This is a genomic window from Thiothrix lacustris DSM 21227, from assembly GCF_000621325.1.
In the GTDB taxonomy this organism is placed as follows: domain Bacteria; phylum Pseudomonadota; class Gammaproteobacteria; order Thiotrichales; family Thiotrichaceae; genus Thiothrix; species Thiothrix lacustris.
Map to the genome: position 1 here is coordinate 228,604 of NZ_JHYQ01000002.1, position 24,586 is coordinate 253,189.

Annotated in this window: 23 protein-coding genes; 14 read left to right on the forward strand and 9 right to left on the reverse strand. The window is 51.5% G+C overall.

What is annotated here, in order from left to right:
* From Q394_RS0102590 to Q394_RS0102605, 4 genes are all read left to right on the forward strand, one after another.
* Window positions 1-204, forward strand: coding sequence for a SlyX family protein (locus tag Q394_RS0102590; protein WP_028487899.1), 204 nt, complete (start codon window positions 1-3; stop codon window positions 202-204).
* Complete coding sequence (locus Q394_RS18870; protein WP_038140189.1) at window positions 204-884, forward strand: class I SAM-dependent methyltransferase; 681 nt, start codon at window positions 204-206, stop codon at window positions 882-884. Before Q394_RS0102590 ends, Q394_RS18870 begins: the two co-directional genes overlap by 1 nt.
* A gap of 101 nt (window positions 885-985) precedes the next feature.
* A complete protein-coding gene (locus Q394_RS0102600; protein ID WP_028487900.1) occupies window positions 986-1,375 on the forward strand; it encodes a DUF423 domain-containing protein in 390 nt (129 codons plus the stop codon).
* 145 nt (window positions 1,376-1,520) lie between these two features.
* On the forward strand, window positions 1,521-2,273 hold the full coding sequence (locus tag Q394_RS0102605) for a metallophosphoesterase (protein ID WP_028487901.1): 753 nt from the start codon (window positions 1,521-1,523) through the stop codon (window positions 2,271-2,273).
* Window positions 2,274-2,324: 51 nt separating this feature from the next.
* On the opposite strand, the gene Q394_RS0102610 is transcribed toward Q394_RS0102605, so the two are convergent.
* Both Q394_RS0102610 and Q394_RS0102615 read right to left on the reverse strand, forming a co-directional pair.
* Entirely contained in the window at window positions 2,325-2,837 is a 513-nt protein-coding gene (locus Q394_RS0102610) for a Fe-S cluster assembly transcription factor (RefSeq protein WP_028487902.1), read from the reverse strand.
* A 189-nt stretch (window positions 2,838-3,026) separates the two neighbouring features.
* Window positions 3,027-3,485: a DUF1249 domain-containing protein gene (locus Q394_RS0102615; RefSeq protein WP_028487903.1), complete on the reverse strand. Its 459-nt coding sequence runs from the start codon at window positions 3,483-3,485 to the stop codon at window positions 3,027-3,029.
* A gap of 91 nt (window positions 3,486-3,576) precedes the next feature.
* Here Q394_RS0102615 and Q394_RS0102620 point away from each other — a divergent pair, with 91 nt between their 5' ends.
* Entirely contained in the window at window positions 3,577-5,214 is a 1,638-nt protein-coding gene (locus Q394_RS0102620; protein ID WP_028487904.1) for an alpha-D-glucose phosphate-specific phosphoglucomutase, read from the forward strand.
* On the opposite strand, the gene mnmH is transcribed toward Q394_RS0102620, so the two are convergent.
* From mnmH to gspD, 6 genes are all read right to left on the reverse strand, one after another.
* Window positions 5,207-6,337: a tRNA 2-selenouridine(34) synthase MnmH gene (mnmH, locus tag Q394_RS0102625; protein WP_051542653.1), complete on the reverse strand. Its 1,131-nt coding sequence runs from the start codon at window positions 6,335-6,337 to the stop codon at window positions 5,207-5,209. The two genes, Q394_RS0102620 and mnmH, sit on opposite strands and share 8 nt — an antisense overlap.
* Window positions 6,338-6,340: 3 nt before the next feature.
* A complete protein-coding gene (gene selD / locus Q394_RS0102630; protein ID WP_028487906.1) occupies window positions 6,341-7,381 on the reverse strand; it encodes a selenide, water dikinase SelD in 1,041 nt (346 codons plus the stop codon).
* Window positions 7,382-7,421: 40 nt separating this feature from the next.
* Window positions 7,422-8,399, reverse strand: a complete 978-nt coding sequence (locus Q394_RS0102635; protein WP_028487907.1) for an exopolysaccharide biosynthesis polyprenyl glycosylphosphotransferase — start codon at window positions 8,397-8,399, stop codon at window positions 7,422-7,424.
* A gap of 188 nt (window positions 8,400-8,587) precedes the next feature.
* Window positions 8,588-9,808, reverse strand: a complete 1,221-nt coding sequence (gene gspF, locus Q394_RS0102640) for a type II secretion system inner membrane protein GspF (protein ID WP_028487908.1) — start codon at window positions 9,806-9,808, stop codon at window positions 8,588-8,590.
* A gap of 2 nt (window positions 9,809-9,810) precedes the next feature.
* Complete coding sequence (gene gspE / locus Q394_RS0102645; RefSeq protein WP_028487909.1) at window positions 9,811-11,325, reverse strand: type II secretion system ATPase GspE; 1,515 nt, start codon at window positions 11,323-11,325, stop codon at window positions 9,811-9,813.
* The gene (gene gspD / locus Q394_RS18875) at window positions 11,322-13,415 is read right to left on the reverse strand and encodes a type II secretion system secretin GspD (RefSeq protein WP_051542654.1); all 2,094 of its coding nucleotides are present in this window, start codon (window positions 13,413-13,415) and stop codon (window positions 11,322-11,324) included. Before gspD ends, gspE begins: the two co-directional genes overlap by 4 nt.
* Window positions 13,416-13,599: 184 nt before the next feature.
* Between gspD and Q394_RS0102655 the strand changes: the two genes are divergently transcribed.
* Together Q394_RS0102655 and Q394_RS0102660 are read left to right on the forward strand one after the other, a co-directional pair.
* Window positions 13,600-14,838 carry a DUF1015 domain-containing protein gene (locus Q394_RS0102655; protein ID WP_028487910.1) on the forward strand — a complete coding sequence of 413 codons (1,239 nt, stop codon included), beginning with the start codon at window positions 13,600-13,602 and terminating at the stop codon, window positions 14,836-14,838.
* 88 nt (window positions 14,839-14,926) lie between these two features.
* A complete protein-coding gene (locus Q394_RS0102660) occupies window positions 14,927-15,673 on the forward strand; it encodes an OmpH family outer membrane protein (RefSeq protein ID WP_028487911.1) in 747 nt (248 codons plus the stop codon).
* Here the strand turns inward: Q394_RS0102660 and lepB are convergent.
* Window positions 15,670-16,581: a signal peptidase I gene (gene lepB, locus Q394_RS0102665; protein WP_028487912.1), complete on the reverse strand. Its 912-nt coding sequence runs from the start codon at window positions 16,579-16,581 to the stop codon at window positions 15,670-15,672. The two genes, Q394_RS0102660 and lepB, sit on opposite strands and share 4 nt — an antisense overlap.
* A 208-nt stretch (window positions 16,582-16,789) precedes the next feature.
* Between lepB and Q394_RS0102670 the strand changes: the two genes are divergently transcribed.
* The 7 genes from Q394_RS0102670 to cas2 all read left to right on the forward strand — a co-directional run bounded on the left by Q394_RS0102670 (window position 16,790) and on the right by cas2 (window position 24,355).
* Window positions 16,790-19,033, forward strand: a complete 2,244-nt coding sequence (locus Q394_RS0102670) for a CRISPR-associated helicase/endonuclease Cas3 (protein WP_028487913.1) — start codon at window positions 16,790-16,792, stop codon at window positions 19,031-19,033.
* 12 nt (window positions 19,034-19,045) lie between these two features.
* Entirely contained in the window at window positions 19,046-19,708 is a 663-nt protein-coding gene (cas5c, locus tag Q394_RS0102675; RefSeq protein ID WP_028487914.1) for a type I-C CRISPR-associated protein Cas5c, read from the forward strand.
* On the forward strand, window positions 19,705-21,432 hold the full coding sequence (gene cas8c, locus Q394_RS0102680) for a type I-C CRISPR-associated protein Cas8c/Csd1 (protein ID WP_028487915.1): 1,728 nt from the start codon (window positions 19,705-19,707) through the stop codon (window positions 21,430-21,432). Before cas5c ends, cas8c begins: the two co-directional genes overlap by 4 nt.
* Window positions 21,429-22,316: a type I-C CRISPR-associated protein Cas7/Csd2 gene (gene cas7c / locus Q394_RS0102685; protein ID WP_028487916.1), complete on the forward strand. Its 888-nt coding sequence runs from the start codon at window positions 21,429-21,431 to the stop codon at window positions 22,314-22,316. Before cas8c ends, cas7c begins: the two co-directional genes overlap by 4 nt.
* Window positions 22,317-22,322: 6 nt before the next feature.
* Window positions 22,323-22,958: a CRISPR-associated protein Cas4 gene (gene cas4 / locus Q394_RS0102690; RefSeq protein ID WP_028487917.1), complete on the forward strand. Its 636-nt coding sequence runs from the start codon at window positions 22,323-22,325 to the stop codon at window positions 22,956-22,958.
* Window positions 22,955-23,989, forward strand: a complete 1,035-nt coding sequence (cas1c, locus tag Q394_RS0102695) for a type I-C CRISPR-associated endonuclease Cas1c (protein WP_028487918.1) — start codon at window positions 22,955-22,957, stop codon at window positions 23,987-23,989. Before cas4 ends, cas1c begins: the two co-directional genes overlap by 4 nt.
* 75 nt (window positions 23,990-24,064) lie before the next feature.
* Window positions 24,065-24,355: a CRISPR-associated endonuclease Cas2 gene (gene cas2, locus Q394_RS0102700; protein WP_028487919.1), complete on the forward strand. Its 291-nt coding sequence runs from the start codon at window positions 24,065-24,067 to the stop codon at window positions 24,353-24,355.
* Window positions 24,356-24,586: the final 231 nt, after the last annotated feature.

Below are 24,586 nucleotides of genomic sequence, written 5' to 3' on the forward strand. Positions count from 1 at the left end.
GTGGATGCACGTTTGGAAAAACTGGAACTCCTGTTCATGGAACAGGAGCAAACCCTTGAAGCCTTGAGCCGCCAGATTTACCTGCAACAGCAGGACATCACGCGGGCGTTACTGGAAATCGAGCGTCTTAACGAAAAGCTCAAGTCCATTACCCCGTCTGCGGTCGGCAGTCAGGCCGATGAAACCCCACCGCCGCATTATTGATGCTTGAGCGTTACCAGTTAGTCCAAACGCCGCAACGGCTGGAACTACACGACACCCACGACCCTAAAGTGGGTGCCGTTTACGTCGATTTTGTCGAGGGCAAAGCTCAACATCGCCGCAAGTTTGGCGGTGGCAAGGGTCAAGATATTGCCAAAGCCATTGGTTTACACAAATTCAAACATCCCCATGTGATTGATGCTACCGCCGGGTTAGGGCGGGAATCCTTCGTGCTTGCCACTTTGGGTTGCACCGTTACCTTGCTGGAGCGTTCCCCGATTGTTCACGCACTGCTGGCTGATGGTCTCAAACGCGCCCTTGCCAGTGATGACAGTGAGGCTGTTGATATTGCCAGTCGTATGACCTTGTATCTGGCAGATGCACACGTATGGCTGGGTGCAATGCCTGTAAACGATGTGCCTGATGTAGTTTACCTCGATCCTATGTTTCCAGAGCGGCAAAAGTCTGCGCTGGTGCAGAAAGAAATGCGTTTTTTTCACGAAGTGGTGGGCGCGGATGAGGATAGCGATGCCTTACTTGAACTGGCCTGTCAGCACGCCAAACGCAGGGTGGTAGTTAAGCGCCCGCGCCATGCTCCCGAGCTGGAAGGTTGCAAACCCGCTTTCGTGATTGCCGGGAAAGCGGTGCGTTATGATGTGTATTTAGGGAAAGCAGCTACGTAAAAATACGGCCATTAATAATAAAATACCAAACCATGCCATAATTCTAAGAATGACCCGGTATAATTGACGTCTTTCATGTGTATTCATAAGGTTAACTAGTTGTGGAAAAAAATCATTTTCTGCTAATCGGCAGCTTGTCTGGAATGCTCGCAGTCATTCTAGGGGCATTCGGTGCACATGGGCTGGAACAATTGGTGGATGCCAAGATGTTGCAACGTTTTCACACGGGTGTCGAGTACCAGTTTTATCATGCATTGGCTTTACTTGTAATAAGTGTTTTATATAAAAACATAAGAAATAAGTATATTGCGTTTGCTGGCTATGCATTTTTATTGGGTATGATTTTGTTCTCAGGAAGTCTTTATCTCTATGTTTTAACAGGTATTAAAGGAATTGCCATGATCACGCCTATCGGAGGTCTCAGCTTTGTTATAGGTTGGGGGTTATTGGCTTTTTCGGCAAAGAATTTTGCATATTCAGAGAAAATATAGGATAAAGTTATTTCTTATTAGTATCAATTGAGTTAAGCTTTTTTCATAGCGAATGCTGGTCTAGTTGGTGTCACAATAAAATACAGAAACAATCTCCAAACTAAGACTGGCTAATTTTAGTTAGGTTGTCCTTGGAATTATGACCATGAGTTATACACCCTTTAAATTTTTTGGTAAAAATTCACGTGGACGGGATTTCGTCGTAGGCGACATTCATGGTTCTTTCAAAGCACTTGAGCAGCTTTTGCAGCGAATCAACTTCAACCCGGATTGTGACCGTGTGTTCTCAGTCGGTGATTTGATTGATCGTGGTGCTGAATCCCACCGTGTGATTGAGTTTTTGAACCATGATTGGTTCCATTCGATTATGGGTAACCACGAGCGGATGCTGCTGGACTCGGAGTTCAACGAACAGGTGCTGGAGAACTGGACTCGTTACAATGGTGGAGCGTGGTGGAAGCAAGTGCCTGAACATATTCGCCCGCGTATTCGCAATGTCTTGGCGAACCTGCCATTGGCCTTTGAGGTATCGACGGCGGTAGGGCATATCGGGATTGTCCATGCTGATATTCCTACAGGTATCGCTTGGCATCAGTTTATCCGTTTATTGGACTCTGACCCAGACATGGAAGAATATGCACTATGGTCACGCAATCGCTACAAGCATTTTAAAATGTTGGGGCGGACTGTTCCAGTAGAAGGCATTGATTTGGTGGTGTTTGGGCATACGCCGATGAGCAATCCGCTACACACGGCTAATTTCTATTACATCGACACCGGTGCTTCATTGCTGGATGATAAGGCGTTGGGTAAATTGACTCTGCTCCAAATTCATCCAGTTATGGAATTACATCAGTTTGATGTCAGAACTCAGAAACGTGAAATTATCCCAGCTTAGGTTGTTAGTTAGACGACGTAGGAGCGAACGTTTATTCGCTCCTACTCTGTGTTAACAAGCCGCACCTGCTACTACGGTTGTGCCACCAATGGTTGGGCGTGGTGGAAACATGGTAGCAATTCGGCTAGCTATAGTATCTTGACGGCGCGATACTTCGCGAATCTCAGGGCGATTGATGAAGCTTGCCAAGGTGAGATTATCTAAAAATCCGTACAAACGCCCGCTCAAATCTTCCCATAATTGATGTGTCAGGCATTTCTCGCCACCATGACAATCTTTATTGCCCAGGCAACGGGTAACATCAATATTCTCATCGACCGCATTAATGATTTCCGCAATGCTGATCTGGCTGGAAGGACGGCCTAAACGATAGCCGCCGCCGGGGCCACGCACGCCTTCTACTAAACCTTCCTTACGTAATTTTGCAAAAAGCTGTTCCAAGTAGGACAGGGAAATGCCTTGGCATTGTGAAATATCGGCTAGCGTAACTGGGCCTTGATGATCATGAATTGCCAGATCCATCATGGCAGTGACCGCGTACCGACCTTTTGTTGACAGTTTCATGGGTATACTCCTTGGCAGTATGACTGCTTGTTAATTCCCGACTGAATTACTTGGTATCTTAAGTAAACCTAGTGTTCTAGTCAAGAATATTTGCACTTAAAAGTTATACGAAATGTTAACAATTCGAGAGTTTCTGTAAAGGTATGGTATGGCTTTTTGGGGTATATTGTATAGTTAATTTTGTTCTAATTAAGAAATAGGGTTAAAAATGTGTCCCTGTCGTCGTAAATAGTTTGTCCACTTGTACAGGAATCGGTTCATGCGCCAGCGACATAGCAGCATGGTGTCGAGTTCTTGACCCCGATGTTGTACAACTTCATCAGTAAGCCGACAGCGATGGCTAATAACTTCGGCTTGACGTGAATCGTGGTAAACCCGGATCAGCATGTCAGGGCGATTATCCTTGGCTCCACTGTATTCATGGAATAGGTACGTTAGCATCAAGGTAGTGGTGTGGCGTGAATGTTCGATGACATTGGCCGCTACGGGAATTCCATCGGCAACTCTCGATACCGAGGTTTCCGGTAATGTACGGATGTCGCCGCACAACAGACGCAACTGGATATAATTTATTTCGTACATTTCCATGAGTGCCGCGAAAGATTTAGGCAGTGGTGAGAAGCTGGTGGGTTGTTCTTTAACTAACATAAATCCATAATGGGTTGGTAATGTGTGCGGCTGCCATGCTGTGCAGAAATAACCTTGATCCTAACAAAAACCAACGGGTAAGCGTACCACCATGACTATCCAGATCATCAAGACAACACCCTTCAACGACCAGAAACCGGGCACTTCCGGTTTGCGTAAAAGCGTCAAACAATTCAAAAAGCCTGATTACCTGCAAAACTTTGTACAAGCCATTTTCAATACACTGGAAAATGTGCCGGGTAGTACGCTGATTTTGGGGGGCGACGGGCGTTACTTTAACCGTGAAGCTATCCAGATTATTTTGCGCATGGCAGCTGCGGCAGGTTTCGGGCGGGTGATCGTGGGGCAGGGCGGTATCTTGTCTACGCCAGCGGCTTCTAACCTAATACGTCAGTATCAAGCGCTCGGCGGGATTATCCTCTCTGCCAGCCATAATGCGGGGGGGCCGGAAGGCGATTTCGGCATCAAATTTAACGGTGCTAACGGTGGCCCTGCGCCGGAGAGCATGACTGAAGCCATGTTTGCCGCCTCGAAACAGCTTCATGAATACCGTATTGTGCCGATTCAGCCGATTCCGGTCGACAAGTTGGGTGTGTACTCATTGTCGGGAATGCAGGTGGAGGTGATTGATTCGGTCAGCGCCTACCTTGCGTTGATGGAAACGCTGTTCGATTTTGATAAGATTTCCGCCTTGCTGACATCCGACCATTTCAAGATGCGTTTTGATGCGATGCACGCAGTGACGGGGCCTTACGGGCATCGTATTTTGGAAGAACGCTTGGGCGCACCGATCGGCACAGTGATTCAAGGTGAACCGCTGGCAGACTTTGGCGGTGGGCATCCTGACCCAAATCAAACGCACGCCCATGAGTTAATGGCGCTGCTGTATGCGCGAAATTCCGACATTGATTTCGGTGCAGCCTCCGATGGGGATGGCGACCGCAATATGATTCTGGGCAAGCGTTTCTTTGTCACCCCTAGTGACAGTTTGGCGGTTTTGGCGGCGAATGCGCGGCTGATTCCCGGCTACCGTAACGGCATTGCTGGGATAGCACGTTCTATGCCGACCAGTCAGGCACCTGATCGGGTTGCGGCGAAACTCGGTATCCCTTGCTTTGAAACACCCACCGGCTGGAAGTTTTTCGGCAACTTGCTGGATGCGGGCAAGATTACCCTGTGCGGCGAAGAGAGTTTTGGCACGGGTTCCGATCATGTGCGCGAAAAAGACGGATTATGGGCTGTGTTGTTCTGGTTGAACCTGCTGGCAGAAAAGCAGGACTCGGTAGAAAACATCGTGCGTAGCCACTGGGCAGAATACGGGCGCAATTACTATTCACGCCACGATTACGAATCCATTGATTTGAAGGATGCTAATGCGTTGGTGGATGCCTTGCAGGCACAGTTGCCTACGTTGGTCGGTCGGTCATTTGGTAGTTTGACCGTGAGTGCTGCGGATAATTTCACCTATACCGATCCGGTTGATGCTTCTGTGAGCCAAAATCAAGGTATTCGCATCCTGTTTACCGACGGTTCACGGATTATTTTCCGCCTATCCGGGACAGGGACACAAGGCGCAACATTACGGGTATACCTCGAAAAATACGAGGCGGATACAAGTAAGCATGATGAAGATGTGCAGAAAGCCCTTGGCGACCTGCTAGCTGTTGTGCAGAAAATCGCCAAGATTGAGTCCTTTACCGGGCGTGAAGCAGCCGATGTGATTACCTAATGTTTTGGCTTGCCAAGTAAGCACGCACTTCGGCTGGTGTTCCTGTGAACACTAGCCGCTCCTGCTTTTTACTGATCTGATAGTCATACATCGGGTCGTAGTAATCCAGTAGGATGAAACGTACCCAGTCATAATGTGCTGTGGTAGAACCATCAAGGATTTGTTGCCGCAGCGCTCGCTCCATCATACCTTGTGCCTGTTGGTAGCGTACCCCGCCTAAACGGCGTTGTACCTTGGCTAAACTGCCAAGTAAATAAGCACTGAAGGCAGCAAAACCCGCTTCTGTATCACCACCATTTACTGCCGTGAATGCCGCGATATTATCCACGACGTATTCCTGATAGCTGATTTCTACTCGCTCTTCATCCGCCACTTGCATCAGTACTAACGGTGCTTGACTGAGTGCTTGGAACAATACTTCAGGAATATGCACAGAACCGATGCTTCGACTCTCATCTTCAAACAGTAGCGTGTGCTGTCCCTGATGAAATTGGCGTAACAATTGAATGGTTAGGCTATTTTCGAAACCAATCTGAGGTGGTTGAGGTGTTGGTTGGTTGCCGAAAGCAGAACCTCGATGGTTTGCCAGTGCTTCCAAATCAATCTGTTGCTGAAAGGCGTGCAAGAAGCGGGTTTTGCCAGAACCAGTGCGTCCACTCAAGATGATGGGTTGGATAGCACTAGCTAACATGGCTAGTTGTTCAAGCAAAAAACGCCGCATGGCTTTGTAGCCACCGTGCACGCGTGGGTAACGAATACCGGTTTGCTCATACAGCCATTGCTGCGAAGTGCGCGACCGCAAACCACCTCGGAAGCAGTACAGCACGCCTTCGGGATGCTGGCGTACAAAGTTTTCCCAAGCATTCACGCGGGCGGCTTTGATATCGCCACTCACGCGTTGCAAACCTAACTCGATAGCAGCATCTTGCCCTTGCTGTTTGTAGCGTGTGCCAATGGCCACCCGGTCAGCATCATCCATTAATGGTAGGTTGATACTGCCCGGAAATGCACCCTCGTTGAATTCTATGGGTGCACGCACATCCAGCATGGGCACGTCTTGAAGGAACAGTGCCAGCAAATCTTCGACGATGGGTAAATCTTTACCAGCATCCAATAGTGACATGGCTTATTCCACCGTAATCAGGGCGGCATCTGCCACCGGTTCGCGCAGGTAGCCAATGGCTTGTAAATCCAGCCCGGCATCGCGGCAGATCATCAGGAAATCGGCTTCACCCGCTGGGTCAACCGCCACCAGCAAGCCGCCGCTGGTTTGCGGGTCACAGATGATTTGCCGCTGGCGTTCTGTCATGTCGCCCAGCGCATCGCCGTAACTGTCGAAATTGCGTTGTGCGCCGCCGGGTGAGCAATTCAGTTCCAGATATTGCGGGATGTGTGGCAATACAGGCACTTGCGCGAATTGGATCACGGCTTGCAAGTGGCTGCCTTCGCACATTTCGCGTAAATGCCCACCGAGGCCAAAGCCGGTTACGTCGGTCAGGGCGGTGACGCTGGCCATTTCACCGAATTGCGCCCCGATGGTATTCATGCGGCACATGGTGTCGATGGCAAGGTTAGTGTGTTCCGGCAACAAGACTTTACGCTTTTGCGCGGTGGTGAGAATACCGATACCAAGGGGTTTGGTGAGGTACAGCTTACAATCAGCGGTGGCAGTGCTGTTTTGTTTGAGGTGACGGGTTTGGACAATGCCGGTGACAGCCAGCCCGAAAATGGGTTCTGGGGCGTCGATGCTGTGTCCGCCTGCGAGTGGAATACCGGCATCCTGACAGGCTTTACGCCCGCCTTCGACTACTTCACGCCCGATTTCTGGCGGCAGTTTGTCGAGAGGCCAGCCGAAAATCGCAATCGCCATGATGGGTTTGCCGCCCATGGCGTACACATCGCTGATGGCATTGGTGGCCGCAATCTGCCCGAAGGTGAACGGGTCATCGACGATCGGCATGAAAAAATCGGTGGTGCTGATGACCGCCGTGCCATTGCCCAGATCGTAAACGGCGGCATCATCGCGGGAACTGTTGCCGACTAACAGGGCATCGCACACATCCGGTGGCAGTTGGCTGTGCAGGATGACATCGAGGACAGCGGGGGAAATTTTGCAGCCACAACCGGAGCCGTGGCTGTATTCGGTCATGCGGATGGGGGTATCCATACGGGGCAATCCTTGTTGGGGAAAAGCTCCCGATGATACATCAGACCCCTTGACCCGTCAGCACGATGCGCACGGTATCGAGCAGAATCCGTACATCCATCCAGAAATTCTGGTGCTTGATGTAGTAAATGTCGTGGCGGTGCTTATGCATGGCGTCTTCCACAGAAGCGCCATAGGTATAGCGTACTTGTGCCAGGCCGGTTACCCCCGGCTTGACCGTGTGGCGGAAACGGTAGAACGGAATCTGTTTTTCTAGGTCGTGGATAAACACTTCGCGTTCTGGGCGTGGGCCAACGATGGACATTTCACCTCTGAGTACATTGAGCAGTTGTGGCAATTCATCAATGCGGGTTTTGCGGATGAAATTACCTACCCGTGTAATGCGGCTGTCATTTTTGGATGCCCAACGCGCTCCATCTTTTTCAGCATCTACACACATGGAGCGGAATTTGAAAATACTGAACTCTTGATTGAACAGACCCGTGCGGCGTTGCTGAAAAAAGACTGGTCCCGGTGATTCCAGTTTGATGGCAAGTGCCGTGAGCAACCAGATAGGCAAGGACAGGGTTAGCAGTAGCAGCGACACACCGACATCCAGCAGACGTTTCTGCCATGTATTGACTGTTAATGGCTGTCGTTGGTTTTTTTCTAGTAAATAATCAGCATGTAGTAACTCAGTTTCGACAAAGTTAAGGCGTTTGCCCATGTGATCGAGTAGGGCTTCAACACGTGCACCAGCGCTGGCCGCATTTACCAAAAAATTAAGTTGTTGGTCATTTAAATCGGAGATTTTGCAGAAGCATAGCGTTTTATCCCGATAATCACGGATATTGTAATGGTTGATGACATGTGGAATTTGATTGCGGTTAAGTACATCCTTAATCGATGTGACATCACTTTCTGGTGTATAAACATACAATAAATTGGGTGTGTTGACTTGCTCTTTAGTGCGTTGATTGCTTCCATCTAGAGAAAAAGTATCTGTTGTCAAACGGAAAGCGAGGCTGTTATCTGACATAGTGTGCGCTCCACAAAGACCTTACGTAAGGGGGGGGGCTCTTACGGGTCATTATTTTTAATATTGGGTTACAATAATTTTTATTGCTTGGCGATACTATGCGACGGGCGTGAGACAGCCTCAACGTCAGGGCTTACGACCGACGCTATTTAGCTGACGAAGTGCTTAATCAGGAAAAATAATGGGATTTAGTGCATGATTTGCGACATACCGCCCATAACCGGGAGCATGATAGAAAGGACAATCAGGGTAACAATGCCGCCCATTACCAGAATTAAACCGGGTTCGAGCAGGCTGAGCATAGTGGAAATTTTGGCTTGAACTTCACGTTCTTGCTGGATGGCGGCACGTTCCAGCATTTCATCCAGTTTGCCGCTGCCTTCGCCACTGGCAATGAGGTAGACCATCATCGGGGGGAAATAGCCGGAGCGTTCCAGTGCTTTGTGGATGGGCATACCTTCGCGAACTTTTTCGGCAGCTTCGAGCACAGATTCTCGCATGGGGATATTGATGACAACTTCCGAAGAAATTTTCATGGCATCCAAGACAGTGACACCACTGCCACTGAGAATGCTAAACGTGCGGGTAAAGTTTTCGGTATTAATGCCGCGTGTGATGCGCCCGATGAGTGGCAAGCGCAGTAATAGGCGGTGGTAACGTTTTTTCCAAAGCGGGCGTTGCAGTAGCCATACAATTCCGCCAATCAACAAAATGATACTTATCAGTAATGTTAGGCCATGATTTTGTAGAAACTCACTGGCTGAGATTAGCATTCGCGTCAGTAAAGGGAGTTTGATGTCGAGCGTAGCAAAGGCTTCCACCACTTTGGGGACGACGAACCGCAACAAGGCAGAGACGACGCCAATGGCCACCAGTAATAGAACCATTGGGTAAATGAGCGCGGCGGTAACTTTTTGTTGGTTATGTTGGCGGTTTTCGGTGTAATCCGCGAGCCTTTCTAGCACTTCAGACAAGTGGCCGGATTGTTCGCCAGCACCCACTGTGGCGCGATAGAGCACGGGAAAGGCACTGGGGAATTGTCCCAGCGAACCTGCCAAGGTGTGACCTTCCATGACTCGTGAGCGGATCGCGGAGAAAATGCGGCGTGAAGAGTTACGTTCAGTTTGACGGACTATCGCGCCCAAGGCTTCTTCAATCGGTGAGCCAGCGCGTACCAAGGTTGCCAACTGGCGGGTCATCAGGGCAAGGTCAGCAGGGTTTAAGCGTCCGCCGCCGAACAGCGCTCGATTTTCGGATTTTTGTTGCTTCTGGGCGACTTCGTTGACTTCCAGCGGGATGAGGTCGCCGTTGCGTAACAGTTGCCGTACTTGACGAGGGGTGTCGGCTTCCATGATGCCGCGCTCTTCTTTACCGGCGGCATTGAGGGCAATGTATTCAAACGCTGGCACGGTCAGGCATCCTCACGGGTGACGCGCAGTACTTCATCGAGTGAAGTGCGGCCTTCTAGCACTAGGCGGATACCGTCTTCGCGGATGCTGGGGCTGTGTTGGCGGGCGTAGGTTTCCAGTTGCATTTCGCTTTTATGGTCGTGAATCATTTGACGTAAACCGTCATCCAGTGCCACTAGTTCGTAAATGCCGAGTCGCCCGACAAAGCCTCGATGGTTACAGCTGGGGCAGCCCACGGGTTTGTAGAGAATGGGCGGGGGTGAATGTTTGTCTGCTCGTAGAATGCTCATCTCACCGTCATCCGCGGTGGCAGGCTGCTTGCATTCCGGGCAGAGTATGCGCACTAGCCGTTGTGCAATAACGCCCAGTAAGCTGGAGGCCAGTAGGTAAGGCTCTACACCCATGTCTTGCAAGCGGGTGACCGCACCGACAGCCGTGTTGGTATGCAGGGTAGAAAAGACTAAGTGTCCGGTTAAACTGGCTTGTACTGCGATTTCAGCGGTTTCAAGGTCACGGATTTCGCCGACCATCACCACGTCTGGGTCTTGGCGCAAAATGGCACGTAAACCACGTGCAAAGGTCATGTCAACTTTGGCGTTGACTTGGGTTTGCCCAATGCCGTCGATGTAGTATTCGATCGGGTCTTCCACAGTGAGGATATTGCGGCGCTGGTCATTCAAATGGGTGAGGCCAGCGTACAGTGTGGTGGTTTTTCCCGAACCTGTCGGGCCGGTGACTAGGATAATACCGTGCGGCTTTTCGATTAACAGTTGTAGGCGATCGTAAATTCTCGGATCCATGCCCAAATGTGACAGGTTCAAGCGCCCAGCTTGTTTGTCTAGCAAACGCAATACCACCCGTTCGGTGTGACCTGATGGCAGCGTGGATACCCGGACATCAACGCCGCGCCCGGCTACCCGTAGGGAAATACGTCCATCTTGCGGCAGGCGTTTTTCGGCAATATCCAGCCTAGCCATGACCTTGATACGTGAAATGATCACCGGCGCAAGTTTGCGTGGTGGCTCAATGATTTCGCGTAGGATGCCATCGACCCTCATCCGCACCGACATGCGCGTTTCAAAGGTTTCGATGTGAATGTCGGATGCGCCTTCTTTTACTGCTTGGGTCAAAAGTGCATTGATCAGGCGGATAATGGGGGCGTCATCTTCCGATTCCAGTAGGTCTTCTGGCTCGGGAAGTGAGCCAGCAATGTCTTGTAGATCGGCATCGTCACCGATGTCCTGCATCATGGATGCACCTACCTGACTGCGGTCATAATGCGCAGCCAGTAGGCGATCAAAGGTTTCATTATCCACTGACTGAAAGTGTAACTCAGCACTACTCACACGCTGTACTTCAGCGAGTGCCAAAGGGGTGACCCCGGTGCGACACAAGACTTGCTGTGGCTGAGCACTACTGTTTTGCAACAAGATCCCGTGACGCTTGGCAAAGCTGTACGGCAAATTTAGCGGTGCTGCTATGGGCTCTTCTAGGAGAGCAATATCCTTGTTACTCATAGCGCCCCATTACAGAAAGGGTCTGATTTATGGCACTTACTGGTTGCTGTTTTCTGTACGGGCTGCGTTTTTACTGGGGGCAATGGGGTGTTATGCAGGTTGTCAGCTGTGCCACGAATGACTTGATTCATGTCAGGTGGCAAGGTGGATGCACCACCATCTAAACGGTTGCGTTGTAAGACCTTGCTGCGTTGTTGTTGCTGTTGCATGGTTTCGTATTTCATGCGGGTGTAGGCATCTGCTGATTGTCCATCTGGCATGATGACAGGGTGGATGAATACCATGAGGTTGTTCTTGGTTTTGTTGGTGGTATTGTTGCGGAAGGCGCCACCAATGACAGGAATGTCACCCAAAAAAGGTACTTTGTTTTCAGAATCACGGTAGTTGTCTTCGATCAGTCCACCAAGTACCAGAATTTGCCCATCTTCTACCATGACGTTGGTGGTGATGCGGCGTTTGTTGGTAATCAGGTCGGAAGCACCCGCACTGCTAGAGGCAACACTGGAGGTTTCCTGGTCAATTTTTAGATTGACTGTTTGACCTCGATTAATTTGTGGGGTGATTTTGAATGTTAGACCAACATCTTTGCGCTCAATGGTTGTGAATGGGTTGGTGGTGTCATTCGCGGCGCTGGTGGATGTGCCTGTTATAAAGGGTACTTCTTGACCGACCGTGATTTCGGCTTCTTCGTTATCCATTGTTACCAAGGTTGGCGTAGATAGGATATTGGTGGCGGCATCGCCTTTAAGCGCTTCGACAATGGCACCGAAACTATTGGTACCGCCACCCAGCAACAGGCCATTGGGAATGCTGGGGATGGAGCCAGCAGCAACGCTGCCATACAAGCCTGCTAGTGTGCTCAGCCCGCCAAAGTTACTGTATCCGACAGGGCCGCTGCCATCGTTTGCACCATTAGCCAGTAGGGTTGCACCAATTTGATTAGATAGGTCGGTGGACACTTCAGCAATGACGGCCTCTACCATGACTTGGGCGCGACGGCGATCCAGTTGGTTGATGACATCAATCATGTTTTTCTGAAGGGTTGGTGGGCCACTGATAATGATGGAGTTGCTGCTTTTGTCTGCCAGTACCTTAACATCTGAGCTTGTACTGCTGCTTTGTGCGCCACTATCGGGTGTGCCACCAGCACCTGTTGCTGAGCCGGTATTTTTGTCACCATCTGAGCCGTAGCGTTGCAGATTGGGGGCAACACCATTGAGGACATTCACGACATCTTCTGCTTTGGCGTAACGTAGCTGGATGACTCGGGTATCACCTTCGATAGCGCGTTTTACATCCAGCTTGACAATGGCGCTTTTCATGCGTTCGCGAGTGGATTTATCACCAGAAATCAGTACGCTATTGGTGCGTTCATCCGCTGAGACTTTACCGCTGCTGGGTATGGCTACACCGCCTGCTGCGGCAGCACCGCCTGACATCAGGCTTTGCAAGGTGGCTGCGACTTGGGAGGCAACGGCATAATCCAGTGGAACCAGCTCGAAATCTTCGTTGTTGGGCTTGTCGATATTAGTGATGACGTCCAATAGACGTTCCACGTTTTGTGCTTTGCCTTTGATGACTAAGGAGTTGCTGGCTTGATTAGGCAGGATGCTAGTCTCGCCCTGACCACTTAATGGCATGAGGGTCTGGATTGCGGTATTAACTGGGATGTAAGCCAGATTGACGACTTGGGTAATGGTTTCATCCGAGTCGCTTTCGCGTGCATCAGCCACCAAGGGTGCAACGTTACCCCGCGCTTTGCCAGCGGGGACAATCTTAATGAGATTGCCAGATTGCACGGCTTCGTAACCATGTACTTGCAAGACGGAGAGGAAAGCTTCATATAAGCCATCCTTATCTAGGCCGCGCCCAGAAATGAAGGTGACTTTGCCGCGAACCTGTTGGTCTACGATAAAGTTTTTCCCGGTCGACTTGGCCACAATGTCAATTAACTGACGAATTTCAGTGTCTTGTAAGTTGATGCGTGTAGCATCTTCAGCGTGTAAGCCCGCAGAAGAAGTTAGCAGCCACAGTGAGCAAGCAAGAACACTGGTGGACAGCACGGATTTGAGATTGTTATGCGATTTCATGAAAAACCTGTTTTCTGTTTCATTGTCGGCTGGTCAGCTCAGACAATAGTTAGGCGTGATGATGCATTAGATACTTTAGAATATCCAGCGTATTTAGAGCGATGGTAATGTCGAGATGTTCCATCAGTCGCCATTCAGTGTTTATACTACAGCCGTTTTTTAGTTTTGTGGGAAGGTTTCCAGCATGAATCTGATTTCGCCATTCAAAGGGCTGCGCCCTGCACCGGATCGAGCTAGCGATGTGATTGCGCCGCCGTATGATGTCCTGAATTCTGCCGAAGCGCGGGAGCGGGCTGATGGCAAGCCGTGGAGTTTTTTGCATATTTCCAAGCCGGAAATTGATCTGCCGGAAAAGACTGACCCTTATAGCGCGGAAGTATACGCCAAGGCAGCGGAAAATCTGGCGCGTATCCGCGAAGCGGGGTTGCTGGTGCGCGATGAGCAGCCGTGTTACTACGCTTACCGCTTGATTATGGATGGGCATTCACAAACGGGTTTGGTGGCAGGCGCGTCGGTGGCTGATTATGATACCAACCGTATTCGCAAGCATGAGTTTACCCGCCCGGTGAAGGAAGATGATCGGGTGCGTCAGATTGATGCGGTGAATGCGCAAACGGGGCCTGTGTTGTTGGCTTACCCGGATGCACCGGCAGTGGATGCGATTTTAGCGGCTGCGGCACAAGGTGAACCGGCGTTGGATGTGACGGCGGATGATGGCATTCAGCATACCCTGTGGGTGATTGATAATGCCGAGAGCATTGCGCAATTGACCGCCGCGTTTAATGCGATGCACGCGCTGTATATCGCGGATGGGCATCACCGCTCTGCTGCGGCTTCACGTATTGCGAAAATGCGCCATGAGCAACAGGGGAGTGCGGGTGTTGCGCCGTGGGATTTCTTCCTGTCGGTCATTTTCCCGGCGCATCAGATGAAAATCTTTGACTACAACCGTGTGATCAAGGATTTGCACGGTATGGAACCTTCGCAGTTCCTTGCGGCCGTCGAAGAGCATTTCACGCTGGAACCTTCCGCCACGCCCGTCAAGCCTGCTGAGCCGGGTACGTTTGGGATGTATATGGACGGGCAATGGTTCAAGCTGACCCTGAACCCTGAACTCATGCCAAATGATGATCCGGTAGCGCGTCTGGATGTCAGCCGTCTGGCGCGTTACCTGATCGAACCTGTGTTGGGTATCAGTGACCCGCGCCGCGATGATCGTATTGACTTCGTGGGCGGTATCCGTGGTTTGACGGGGCTGGAAAAGCGCGTCAATAGCGGTGAAATGGCGGTGGCTTTCTCGCTGTATGCCACCAGTATGCAAGACCTGATGTCGGTGGCGGATAACAATGATGTGATGCCGCCTAAATCAACGTGGTTTGAACCCAAACTGGCGGATGGCGTGGTGTCTTACTTGCTGGATTAAAAGCTGCGCCGGTTACTGGTACAGGGTGGGCTAAATTTGCCCGCCCTGTCACTTGTGTGTATCAGGAAGCACTTATATACTCGCTGGCATGAAACATACCTATACCAAGAACCAGCAAGCGCACCAAGTTAATGTCGGTCTCGACCTGTTCGGCAATGCTATCCCTGAGGTGAGGTCTGCCTCGGTCGACGGTACGGGCAAATCGCTGCGGATCGTGAAACGCCATGACATGGTGCTCAAGCTCAATCCTAAACGTATCCGTGCTGCTGCGCGGGTAAAAACACCTTCCAGTTTGAGTTTGCTAGGGCGATTGATGCCTTGGCGAGCTACGCCTGAAGTGCTTCCGGTGGATGGTGTCAGCGAACGGCTGGAGCAGGCTTTCAAGCGCTTGCATCAGGAATTCAACGCACGCGAACAACAACTCGAAGACAAAATCCAAGCACTACAGCAAGTACAGCAAAGCCTGGCGGCGGTAAAAACCAAAAAACGGCGTTGGTTGTTGCCGGTGCTATTGGTGGCGGGCGCTGCGGGCGGTTACATGATGGTCATCATGAGCAGTATGCAGAGTTCCATGATTGCCATGTCGGGTAATATCAATACCATGAACGGTCACATGGGCGCGATGGCGGTTGATACTCAGGCGATGTCACAAAATACCCAAGCCATGAACCAGTCTATGTATTACATGAATAACAATGTAGCTTCCATGAGTGGCAATATGGCGCAGATGAACCAGAACGTCGGCACACTGGCGCAAGCGGCGGCTCCGATGGGTGAGGCAGCGGCGACGGTTAGCCCTTTCATGAAAATGTTCAAATCTGTCATGCCGTTTTAATGTAACAGCTTGCCTATCCGTTCCCAGCGCACGCGGTTGCCTTGGGCGGAAAACCAGACTTGTCGCGCTTTTCCGACCACATCCTGCAAGGGAACCGTGCCGAAAAAGCGCGAATCATTACTATCCGTTCGATTATCTCCCATCATAAACACCTGCCCCGGCGGGACGCGCAATTTAGTTTGCGGCAATTGCAGCTTGCTGTTGTTCCAGAAAACCTGCCAACGGGTTTTGCTGTCGGTTTCTGTTACCAGCAAGCCGTTGGCAAGCGGGGTGGTGCGTAAGAGCAACGGTTTGCCATTGATCGAAACTTCTGCCCCCTTGATGCTGATTTGATCCCCCGGCAAACCGATCACGCGCTTGATGTAGTAAGTGCTGCGCTCGTTGGGGTAGACGAATATCGCAATATCACCTCGCGCCAGCGCCTGTTTTGCCCCCACCCGGTTGTAACGTTTATCCGCAAATATCAGGTCATATTTCATGACATTTGGCTCCATGCTGGACGAAGGCACAAGCATGGCTTCGACCAATTGTTGGCGAATTTGTGCAGTGAGCAAGGGGAAGGTGATGCTGCACATCAACAGCATCAGCAGGTAAGTTCCGGCGTTCTGCCAGCTTTTGGGGACGTAAGCCTGTTGGCGGCGCGCGCTACGGAAGGCATCGCTGACACCGTAAAACCATAGCGCAATCAGCACCAATAAGCCGCTGAGTAAGGCAGGTAACGTCCAGCTAACCGGCAGGTACAGCGCCACTATCGCGATAGCGGGAATGGTTAAGAAGGCAAAGATCAGCAGTAACCATAGCGCCTTGTGTGGTTCGCCGTTATAAAGTTGCCCAAACCCCGGCAAGATGGCCGACATGAGGAGAGCGCGAAGCGGCTTGCGCGGTTGGATGGCGGGTGTGGTTGGCATGATGGATTCCTGTATTTTTCGGGTGAGTGTATACGCTGATGGGGAAGGGGGCATGGATTTTTGGTGATGGGTTAAGTGTTGGTTAATTTTTGTTGTAAGGTTTGTTGATCTGAATAATAATCTAGTTCTTGGGGCGATTAATTGGATTTGCTATTGTGATAAATAGTAAGCCAATAGTAGGTAATTATTTTGGGGAAGGGCTAGCAATATGGGTGATTCACGCCCGATAGCACATGTGCGTTTTGATGAACAAGGTCAAGCCATTGAGCATTGGCTGGATGATCATTTACGCGATGTTGCAGCACTGGCAACACAATATGCCAATACATTCAACAGTACCGACTGGGCGCATGTCGCCGGAATCTGGCACGATCTCGGCAAATACAATCCTGAATTTCAACGCTACATCAGCGACAAAACCGGCTACGTAGCCGCCAATGCACATATCGAAACTGACCATGCCCCCGGCAAAGTCAATCACTCCGCTGCGGGTGCGTTATACGCCATACAGAAACATCCCGCACTGGGCAGAATTCTGGCCTACTTGATTGCAGGCCATCACTCCGGCTTACCCGACTGGGTGAAAGATGACGCTGATGGACGTTCGCTGGAAGAAATCCTACAAGACAGTATCCATCTCGACAAAGCCCTGCAAGTCCCCGTTCCAGCCGATATTCTGCAAACCAAAATACCCACCTCTCCGCCTGTGGGTGGCATTGATAACGCTGCTTTGTGGATACGGATGCTGTTTTCCTGCCTCGTGGACGCGGACTTTCTGGATACCGAACGGTTTATGCAGGAAGACAAGTTCGACCAGCGTGGGCAATACCCCGAAATAGCCAGTCTGCTGACCCGTTTCAACCAGCACATGGCAAGCTTTGCAGCCAAAGCAGCCGATACCCCGGTCAACCGTTTGCGGACACAAATCCTGCGTGATTGCCGGGGCGCAGCGCCAAAACCACCGGGCATTTTCTCCCTGACCGTGCCCACGGGTGGCGGCAAAACCTTATCCGGTATGGCGTTTGCGTTGGAACATGCCATCCAGCATGGTAAGCAGCGCGTCATTTACGCCATTCCCTACACCAGCATCATTGAGCAAACCGCCAATATTTACCGCAACATTTTCGGCAACTGTGTGGTGGAACATCACAGCAATCTCGACCCCGATAGAGAGAATGCTCAAAGCCGTTTGGCAGCAGAAAACTGGGACGCGCCGATTATTGTCACCACCAATGTGCAACTGTTTGAATCGCTGTTTGCCAGCCGCACCAGCCGTTGCCGCAAGCTGCATAACTTGGCGAACAGCGTGATCGTACTGGATGAAGCACAATTGTTGCCACCCGAATTCCTGAACCCGATTCTGGGCGTGATGAAGGCTTTGGTGGAACATTACGGTGTAACGTTTGTGCTCTCCACGGCTACCCAGCCCGCGCTGCACACCTATCACGACCCGTTTGGCAAAGCGGTGGTGCAAGGGTTTGATGCTGAGCAAATCAGCGAAATCATGCCTGATCCCGCTGCCTTGTTCGTGGCACTGGAGCGGGTAGCAGTCGAGTTACCCGCTGACTTGGTTAGCGAACGTTCGTGGGAAGATTTGGCAGAGGAAATCGCCGAACGCGATTCCGTGCTGGTCATTGTCAACACCAAACAGCAGGCGGCGGAACTCTGTCGTTTATTGCCTGCCGATACCTATTACCTGACCACCAATCTGTGCGGGGAACACCGTTCCGAGAAGCTGAAAGACATTCGCCAACGCTTGCAAGACGGCGAACCCGTGCGGGTAGTCAGTACACAGTTGATCGAAGCCGGGGTTGATGTGGATTTCCCGGTGGTTTATCGGGCATTGGCGGGGCTGGATTCGATTGCACAAGCTGCCGGACGTTGTAACCGTGAAGGCAAGCTGGCAGAACAAGGGCGCGTGGTGGTGTTTGTGCCGCCACTCAATGCCAAGTTGCCAGGGCATCTGGGGCGGTCTGTCACCGTGAGCCGTTCCTTGCTGCCGACTTTCACCGCATCGCCGTTACACCATTCGCACTTTCAGACCTACTTTGAGCATTTCTATGCACGGGCGGAGTCACGGGACAAACATGGCATTGTCGATTTGCTGTCCCAGAATGCGCGTGAGTTGAAAATCCAGTTTCGCACCGCTGCCCAGCGTTTCAGGCTGATTGATGATGACGGATCTGCGGTGTTGGTGACATACGGTGCTGGCGCAAAGCTGATTGAACAACTGAAATTCATTGGGCCGAAACGTAACCTGATGCGCAAGCTGCAACGCTACACCGTGACCGTGCGTGAACAAGTGAAAAAGCGTTTGGTGCAGGCGGGCGACATTCGCGAGCTTGCCAATCTGCCGGGGGTTTACGAGCAGATTACGCCCGGCCTGTATGACCAGAAACTTGGATTATTGGTCGATGGCGTATCGCTGTCTGCCGAATCCTTATACCTATGAGGTAAAGCCACTATGCAAACGTTTTGTCTGGAAGTCTCAGGTGATTTTGCCTGCTTCACCCGACCGGAAATGAAGGTGGAGCGGGTGTCTTACGATGTCATCACGCCTTCTGCTGCCCGCGCCGTGTTTGAGGCGATTTTCTGGAAGCCTGCGATTCGCTGGCATATCCGCCGGATTGAGGTGTTGAAACCGATTCGCTGGATCAATTTGCGCCGCAATGAAGTGTCCGGGGTTGTACCTGCGGGGGCAGTCAAATCTGCGATGAAGCAGGGCAAAGGCAATCTTGGCATGTACGTGGAAGAAGACCGCCAGCAACGTGCTGGTTTGTTCTTGCGGGATGTGCGTTATCGGCTGCACGCTGAGTTTGAAATGCTGAACAACAACCCGGAAAACAATCCGGTCAAGTTTGCTGAGATGTTCAAACGCCGCGCCAGCAAAGGGCAATGTTTCAACCAGCCTTATCTGGGCACTCGCGAATTCTCCTGTGATTTCCGTTTGGTTGAAGCGGATACCGCGCCAGCACAACCGTTGCCCGAAACGCGGGAACTGGGTTGGATGTTGTATGACATGGATTTTGCCGATACCACCAACCCGATGCCGCGCTTCTTTCAGGCCAACATGCAAGACGGCGTTATTCACGTTCCGGCATGGGATAGCGAGGAGATACGCGGATGATCCTGCAAGCCCTCTACGACTACTACCAACGCAAATCAGCCAGTGCAGATTCTGCTTTAGCCCCCGCCGGATTTGAGTACAAGGAAATCCCCTTCATTCTAGAAATCACTGCCGATGGCAGGTTGGCACAGATTGAAGATACCCGTACAGGTGATGGCAAAAAGAAGCGGGCAAAGTCCGAACGTGTGCCACAAGGGGTGAAGAAAACCTCCGGTGTTGCCGCCAATCTGTTGTGGGACAACGCCGAATACGTGCTGGGTATTGATACTAAAGGCAAGCCAGAGCGGGTGAAAGAACAACAAGCCGCTTTTGCCGAGCGCGTCCGCCAATTGGCTATTACTGAACAGGACACAGGCATCGCGGCAGTACTGGCCTTTCTGGAAAATCTTGATACCGAAACATTACAGCAGCAACCGCAATGGGAAGAGATTACCGCCAGCAACCCCAACCTGACATTCCGTTTACAGGGGCAATCACACTTGGTCTGTCAAAGCCGCAAAGTGCAAGTTGCCTTGATGAATGCCGCCAGTGACGATAATGCCAAAGCCACTTGTTTATTGACGGGTGAACAGGCTGAAATTGAACGTCTTCATCCATCTATCAAGGGCGTCTGGGGAGCGCAAAGCTCTGGGGCAAACATCATTTCCTTTAACCTCGATGCCTTCACCTCTTATGGCAAAAGTCAGAGTTTCAATGCACCCGTCAGCAAAGAAGCGGCTTTTGCCTATACCACGGCTTTGAATCACTTACTGAGTAAAGACTCCACGCAGCGGATGCAGGTTGGGGATTCTTCCACTGTATTTTGGGCAGAGAAAGAACACCCGCTGGAAGATGATTTCACGGCTCTATGGGGTGCGGCAGACAGTAAAAAAGATGATCCCGACCGCAATACCAATGCCGTAAAAGCCCTGTATAAATCAGTGCAGGAATACGGGCGTAACCCGGCTTTGGGTGAAGAAACCCGCTTTTTCATTCTGGGGCTTGCACCTAATGCAGCGCGTATCAGCATCCGTTTCTGGCATGTGGGAACGGTACGCGAAGTCAGCCAGCGGATTGTTGATCATTTCGACTATTTGGCGATTGATCGCCGTGAGCATGAGGCGGAATTTCTGCCGCTGTGGTTGTTGCTACGTTCAACCGCGTTGCTGGGCAAAACCGAGAATGTTCCGCCGAATCTAGCGGGTGACGTGATTCGCTGCATTCTGGAAGGCTTGCCTTACCCACAAACACTATTGGCTTCAGCCGTGCGGCGTATCCGTGCGGAGCAGGAAGTTACTTACCCACGGGCGGCTTTGCTCAAAGCCTATTTGAACCGACTCAATCCAACGGAGAATCTTGCCGTGTCACTTGATCTTGAAAATGCCAATACGGGCTACCGTTTAGGACGCCTGTTTGCCGTGCTGGAAAAAATCCAGGAAGAAGCGCAACCCGGTATCAATGCCACTATTCGTGACCGTTATTACGGGGCAGCTTCTGCCACACCGGTCACTGTGTTTTCCACGCTGTTGAAACTGAAAAACCATCACCTGAGCAAGCTGGATAACAAAGGTCGGGTGAGCAACTTTGAAAAACTGCTGGGTGAGATTTTGGGCGGAATTGTCGATTTTCCAGCTCATTTACCCTTGGCGGATCAAGGCCGCTTTGCGATTGGTTACTACCACCAGCGCCAAGATTTTTTCAAAAAACGTGAAACCAAAGATTCCAACCAAGGAGATTCCGCATGAGCCTGCAAAACCGTTATGACTTCGTACTGCTGTTTGATGTGAAAGACGGCAACCCCAATGGCGACCCGGATGCAGGCAATCTGCCGCGTGTTGATGCCGAAACCGGGCAAGGTTTGGTGACCGATGTCAGCCTGAAACGCAAAGTCCGCAATTTCATCGGACTGCTGAAGGAAGAACAGCCGCCGTATGAAATCTACGTCAAGGAAAAAGCGATTCTGAATAAGCAGCACGAACGCGCTTATCAAGCCATTCCCGGCGGTGCAGAAATATTGGCTAGCGATGACAAGAAACGTAAAGGCGGCGACAAGGTGGAAGAAGCGCGTCAGTGGATGTGTCACAACTTCTACGATGTGAGGACGTTCGGTGCGGTTATGTCCACTGGGGTGAACTGTGGTCAGGTGCGTGGCCCGGTGCAAATGACATTCGCCCGTTCGGTTGATCCGGTGATTGCCAGCGAACATTCGATTACCCGGATGGCGGTAGCAACCGAAAAAGAAGCGGAAAAGCAGGATGGTGACAACCGCACAATGGGGCGCAAGTTCACCGTGCCTTATGGTTTGTACGTTGCCCACGGCTTCATTTCCGCGCATTTGGCCGATCAAACAGGCTTCTCTGACGGCGATCTGGAACTGCTGTGGCAGGCATTGGGCAATATGTTTGAACATGACCGTTCTGCTGCCCGTGGTGAAATGTCTACCCGTGGTTTGTATGTGTTCAAGCATGACAGTAAGTTGGGTAACGCCCAAGCCTTTAGCCTGTTTGAGCGTATCAAGGCTGAGTTGAAAGATAAGCACGCGGTGCCACGTCACTTCAGTGATTACACCGTCACGGTGGACGCAGGCAACTTGCCCAACGGTGTGGAACTGCTGACATTGGTGGGGTAATGTTTAATGGCTGAACTCACCCCCATCATGCTTTCGGCGCTGCAACACTACAGTTATTGCCCGCGCCAGTGTGCCCTGATTCATCAGGAGCAGACCTTTGACGACAACGTGCATACGGTGCGCGGACATTTGGCGCACGAACGGGTGGATAGCGGTGAAAGTGGCACGGAATATGGTGTGCGGGTGGAGCGTTCGTTGCCCTTGTACAGCGAGCGCTACGGGCTGACGGGGCGGGCGGATGCGGTGGAGTTTCTCGAAGATGGCACGCCCTACCCGGTCGAGTACAAGCAGGGCAAGCGCCAGAAAAAAGCCCATGATGATGTGCAATTGGTGGGGCAAGCCTTGTGTCTGGAGGAAATGACGGGCATGGCTGTGCCGGAAGGGGCGATTTTCCACCATAAAAGCCGTCGCCGCCGCGCTGTGCCGATCACGCCAGAATTGCGTGAAGTCACCATCGACCTGATTGCCAAGGTGCGGGCGTTGCTGGAGTCGGGGAAAATGCCGCCGCCCGTGGATGAGCGTGCTTTGTGCAAGGAATGTTCGTTGCAGGACAGTTGCCAGCCGGATATTGCAGGCAATCGGGCGCGTATCCGCCGCTTGCACGCTACTTTGTTTGAAACCGATGACGGTGGGGATGTGTGAAACAATTACTCAATACGTTGTACGTGTCCACTGAGGGCGCATACTTGCGGCTGGAAGGCGAAACGCTGGTGGTGATGGTGGATCAGACCAAAAAAGGTCAGGTTCCGCTGCATCATTTGGGCGCGATTGTGTGCCTGGGGCGGGTTAGCATGAGTCCGGCATTGATGGCGCGGAACATGGAAGACGGGCGCAGCATCGTGTGGCTGAATGAACACGGGCGGTTTCAGGCGCGGGTGGAAGGCCCTGTGAATGGCAATATCTTGCTGCGGCAGGCGCAATTCCGTGCTGCTGATAAGGTGGACATTGCGCTGGAAATCAGCAAGGCGTTCATCGCGGGCAAGTTGCGCAATAGCCGCAATGTGTTGTTGCGTAGTGCGCGGGACAGTAAGGATGAGGAGGCCAAGGCGCAATTGGTGCGGGCGGCTAAGTCGCTGGGGATCAACTTGCGTAATCTGGCTCATGCGGAATCGGCGGCGTCGGTGTTGGGACTGGAAGGGGATGCGGCGCGGGTGTATTTCGAGCAGTTCAATACCATGATCAAGCCGCAGATGCGTGAGGAATTTGAGTACAAGGGGCGTAGTCGTCGCCCGCCGAAGGATGCGGTGAATGCGTTGATTTCGTTCTTGTACGCGCTGTTGTTGAATGATTGCCGCAGTGCGCTGGAAACGGTGGGGCTTGATCCGCAACTGGGGTTTTTCCATGTGGTGCGCCCCGGTCGGCCTGCGTTGGCGTTGGATTTGCTGGAAGAATTTCGCGCGGTGTTGGGTGATCGGCTGGCGTTGACGCTGATCAATCGCGGGCAGTTGCGCCAGAAGGATTTCGATTTTCGCCCCGGTGGTGCGGTGATGTTGAACGATACCGGGCGCAAAACCGTGATCGTGGCGTATCAGGAGCGTAAAAAGGAAACCTTGCAGCATCCGGTGCTGGAAACGCAGGTGGAAATTGGTTTGTTGCCGTTGCTGCAAGCGCGGATGTTGGCGCGTTATTTACGCGGGGATGTAGAGGCATATATCCCGTTCTTTAACAAATGAGTGAAGAAAAGAACCCCTCACCCCAACCCCTCTCCCTCAAGGGGCGAGGGGCTATTGCGTGGATTGGAGAAGTGTATGTTGGTATTGGTGAGTTATGATGTTTCGACGCTGGAGGCGGCTGGGCGCAGGCGTTTAAGGCGGGTGGCGAAGGTATGCCAAAACTATGGGCAGCGGGTGCAAAAGTCGGTGTTTGAGTGTCAGGTGGATGCGGCTACGCTGGAAATCTTGCAGGATGCTTTGTTGAAGGAAATCAGCCTGACGGAAGACAATCTGCGCATCTACCGCTTGACCGAGCCGCTGAGCCGGAATGTGAAAGAGTACGGTAAGTTCCGGGCGACTGACTTTGAAGCGCCGTTGATTCTTTAAGTAATTTTGTGTTTATGGATCAGTTTGTTACGGACTTTTCGCCGGAATTTTGCTATACTGGGGCAGTAAGAATAAGCTACGCGAACCCTTAGCTATGCCGAAAAAGCGGGGGGGTTCGCGGATTTTTAACTTGTTGATTTTTATGGTACTTTAAATGTCTTCCTTCTATTATTCTTACATTATTAACTGGAAGTGGATTGAAACGCGCCAACCCTCAAAAAATCTCTTGTA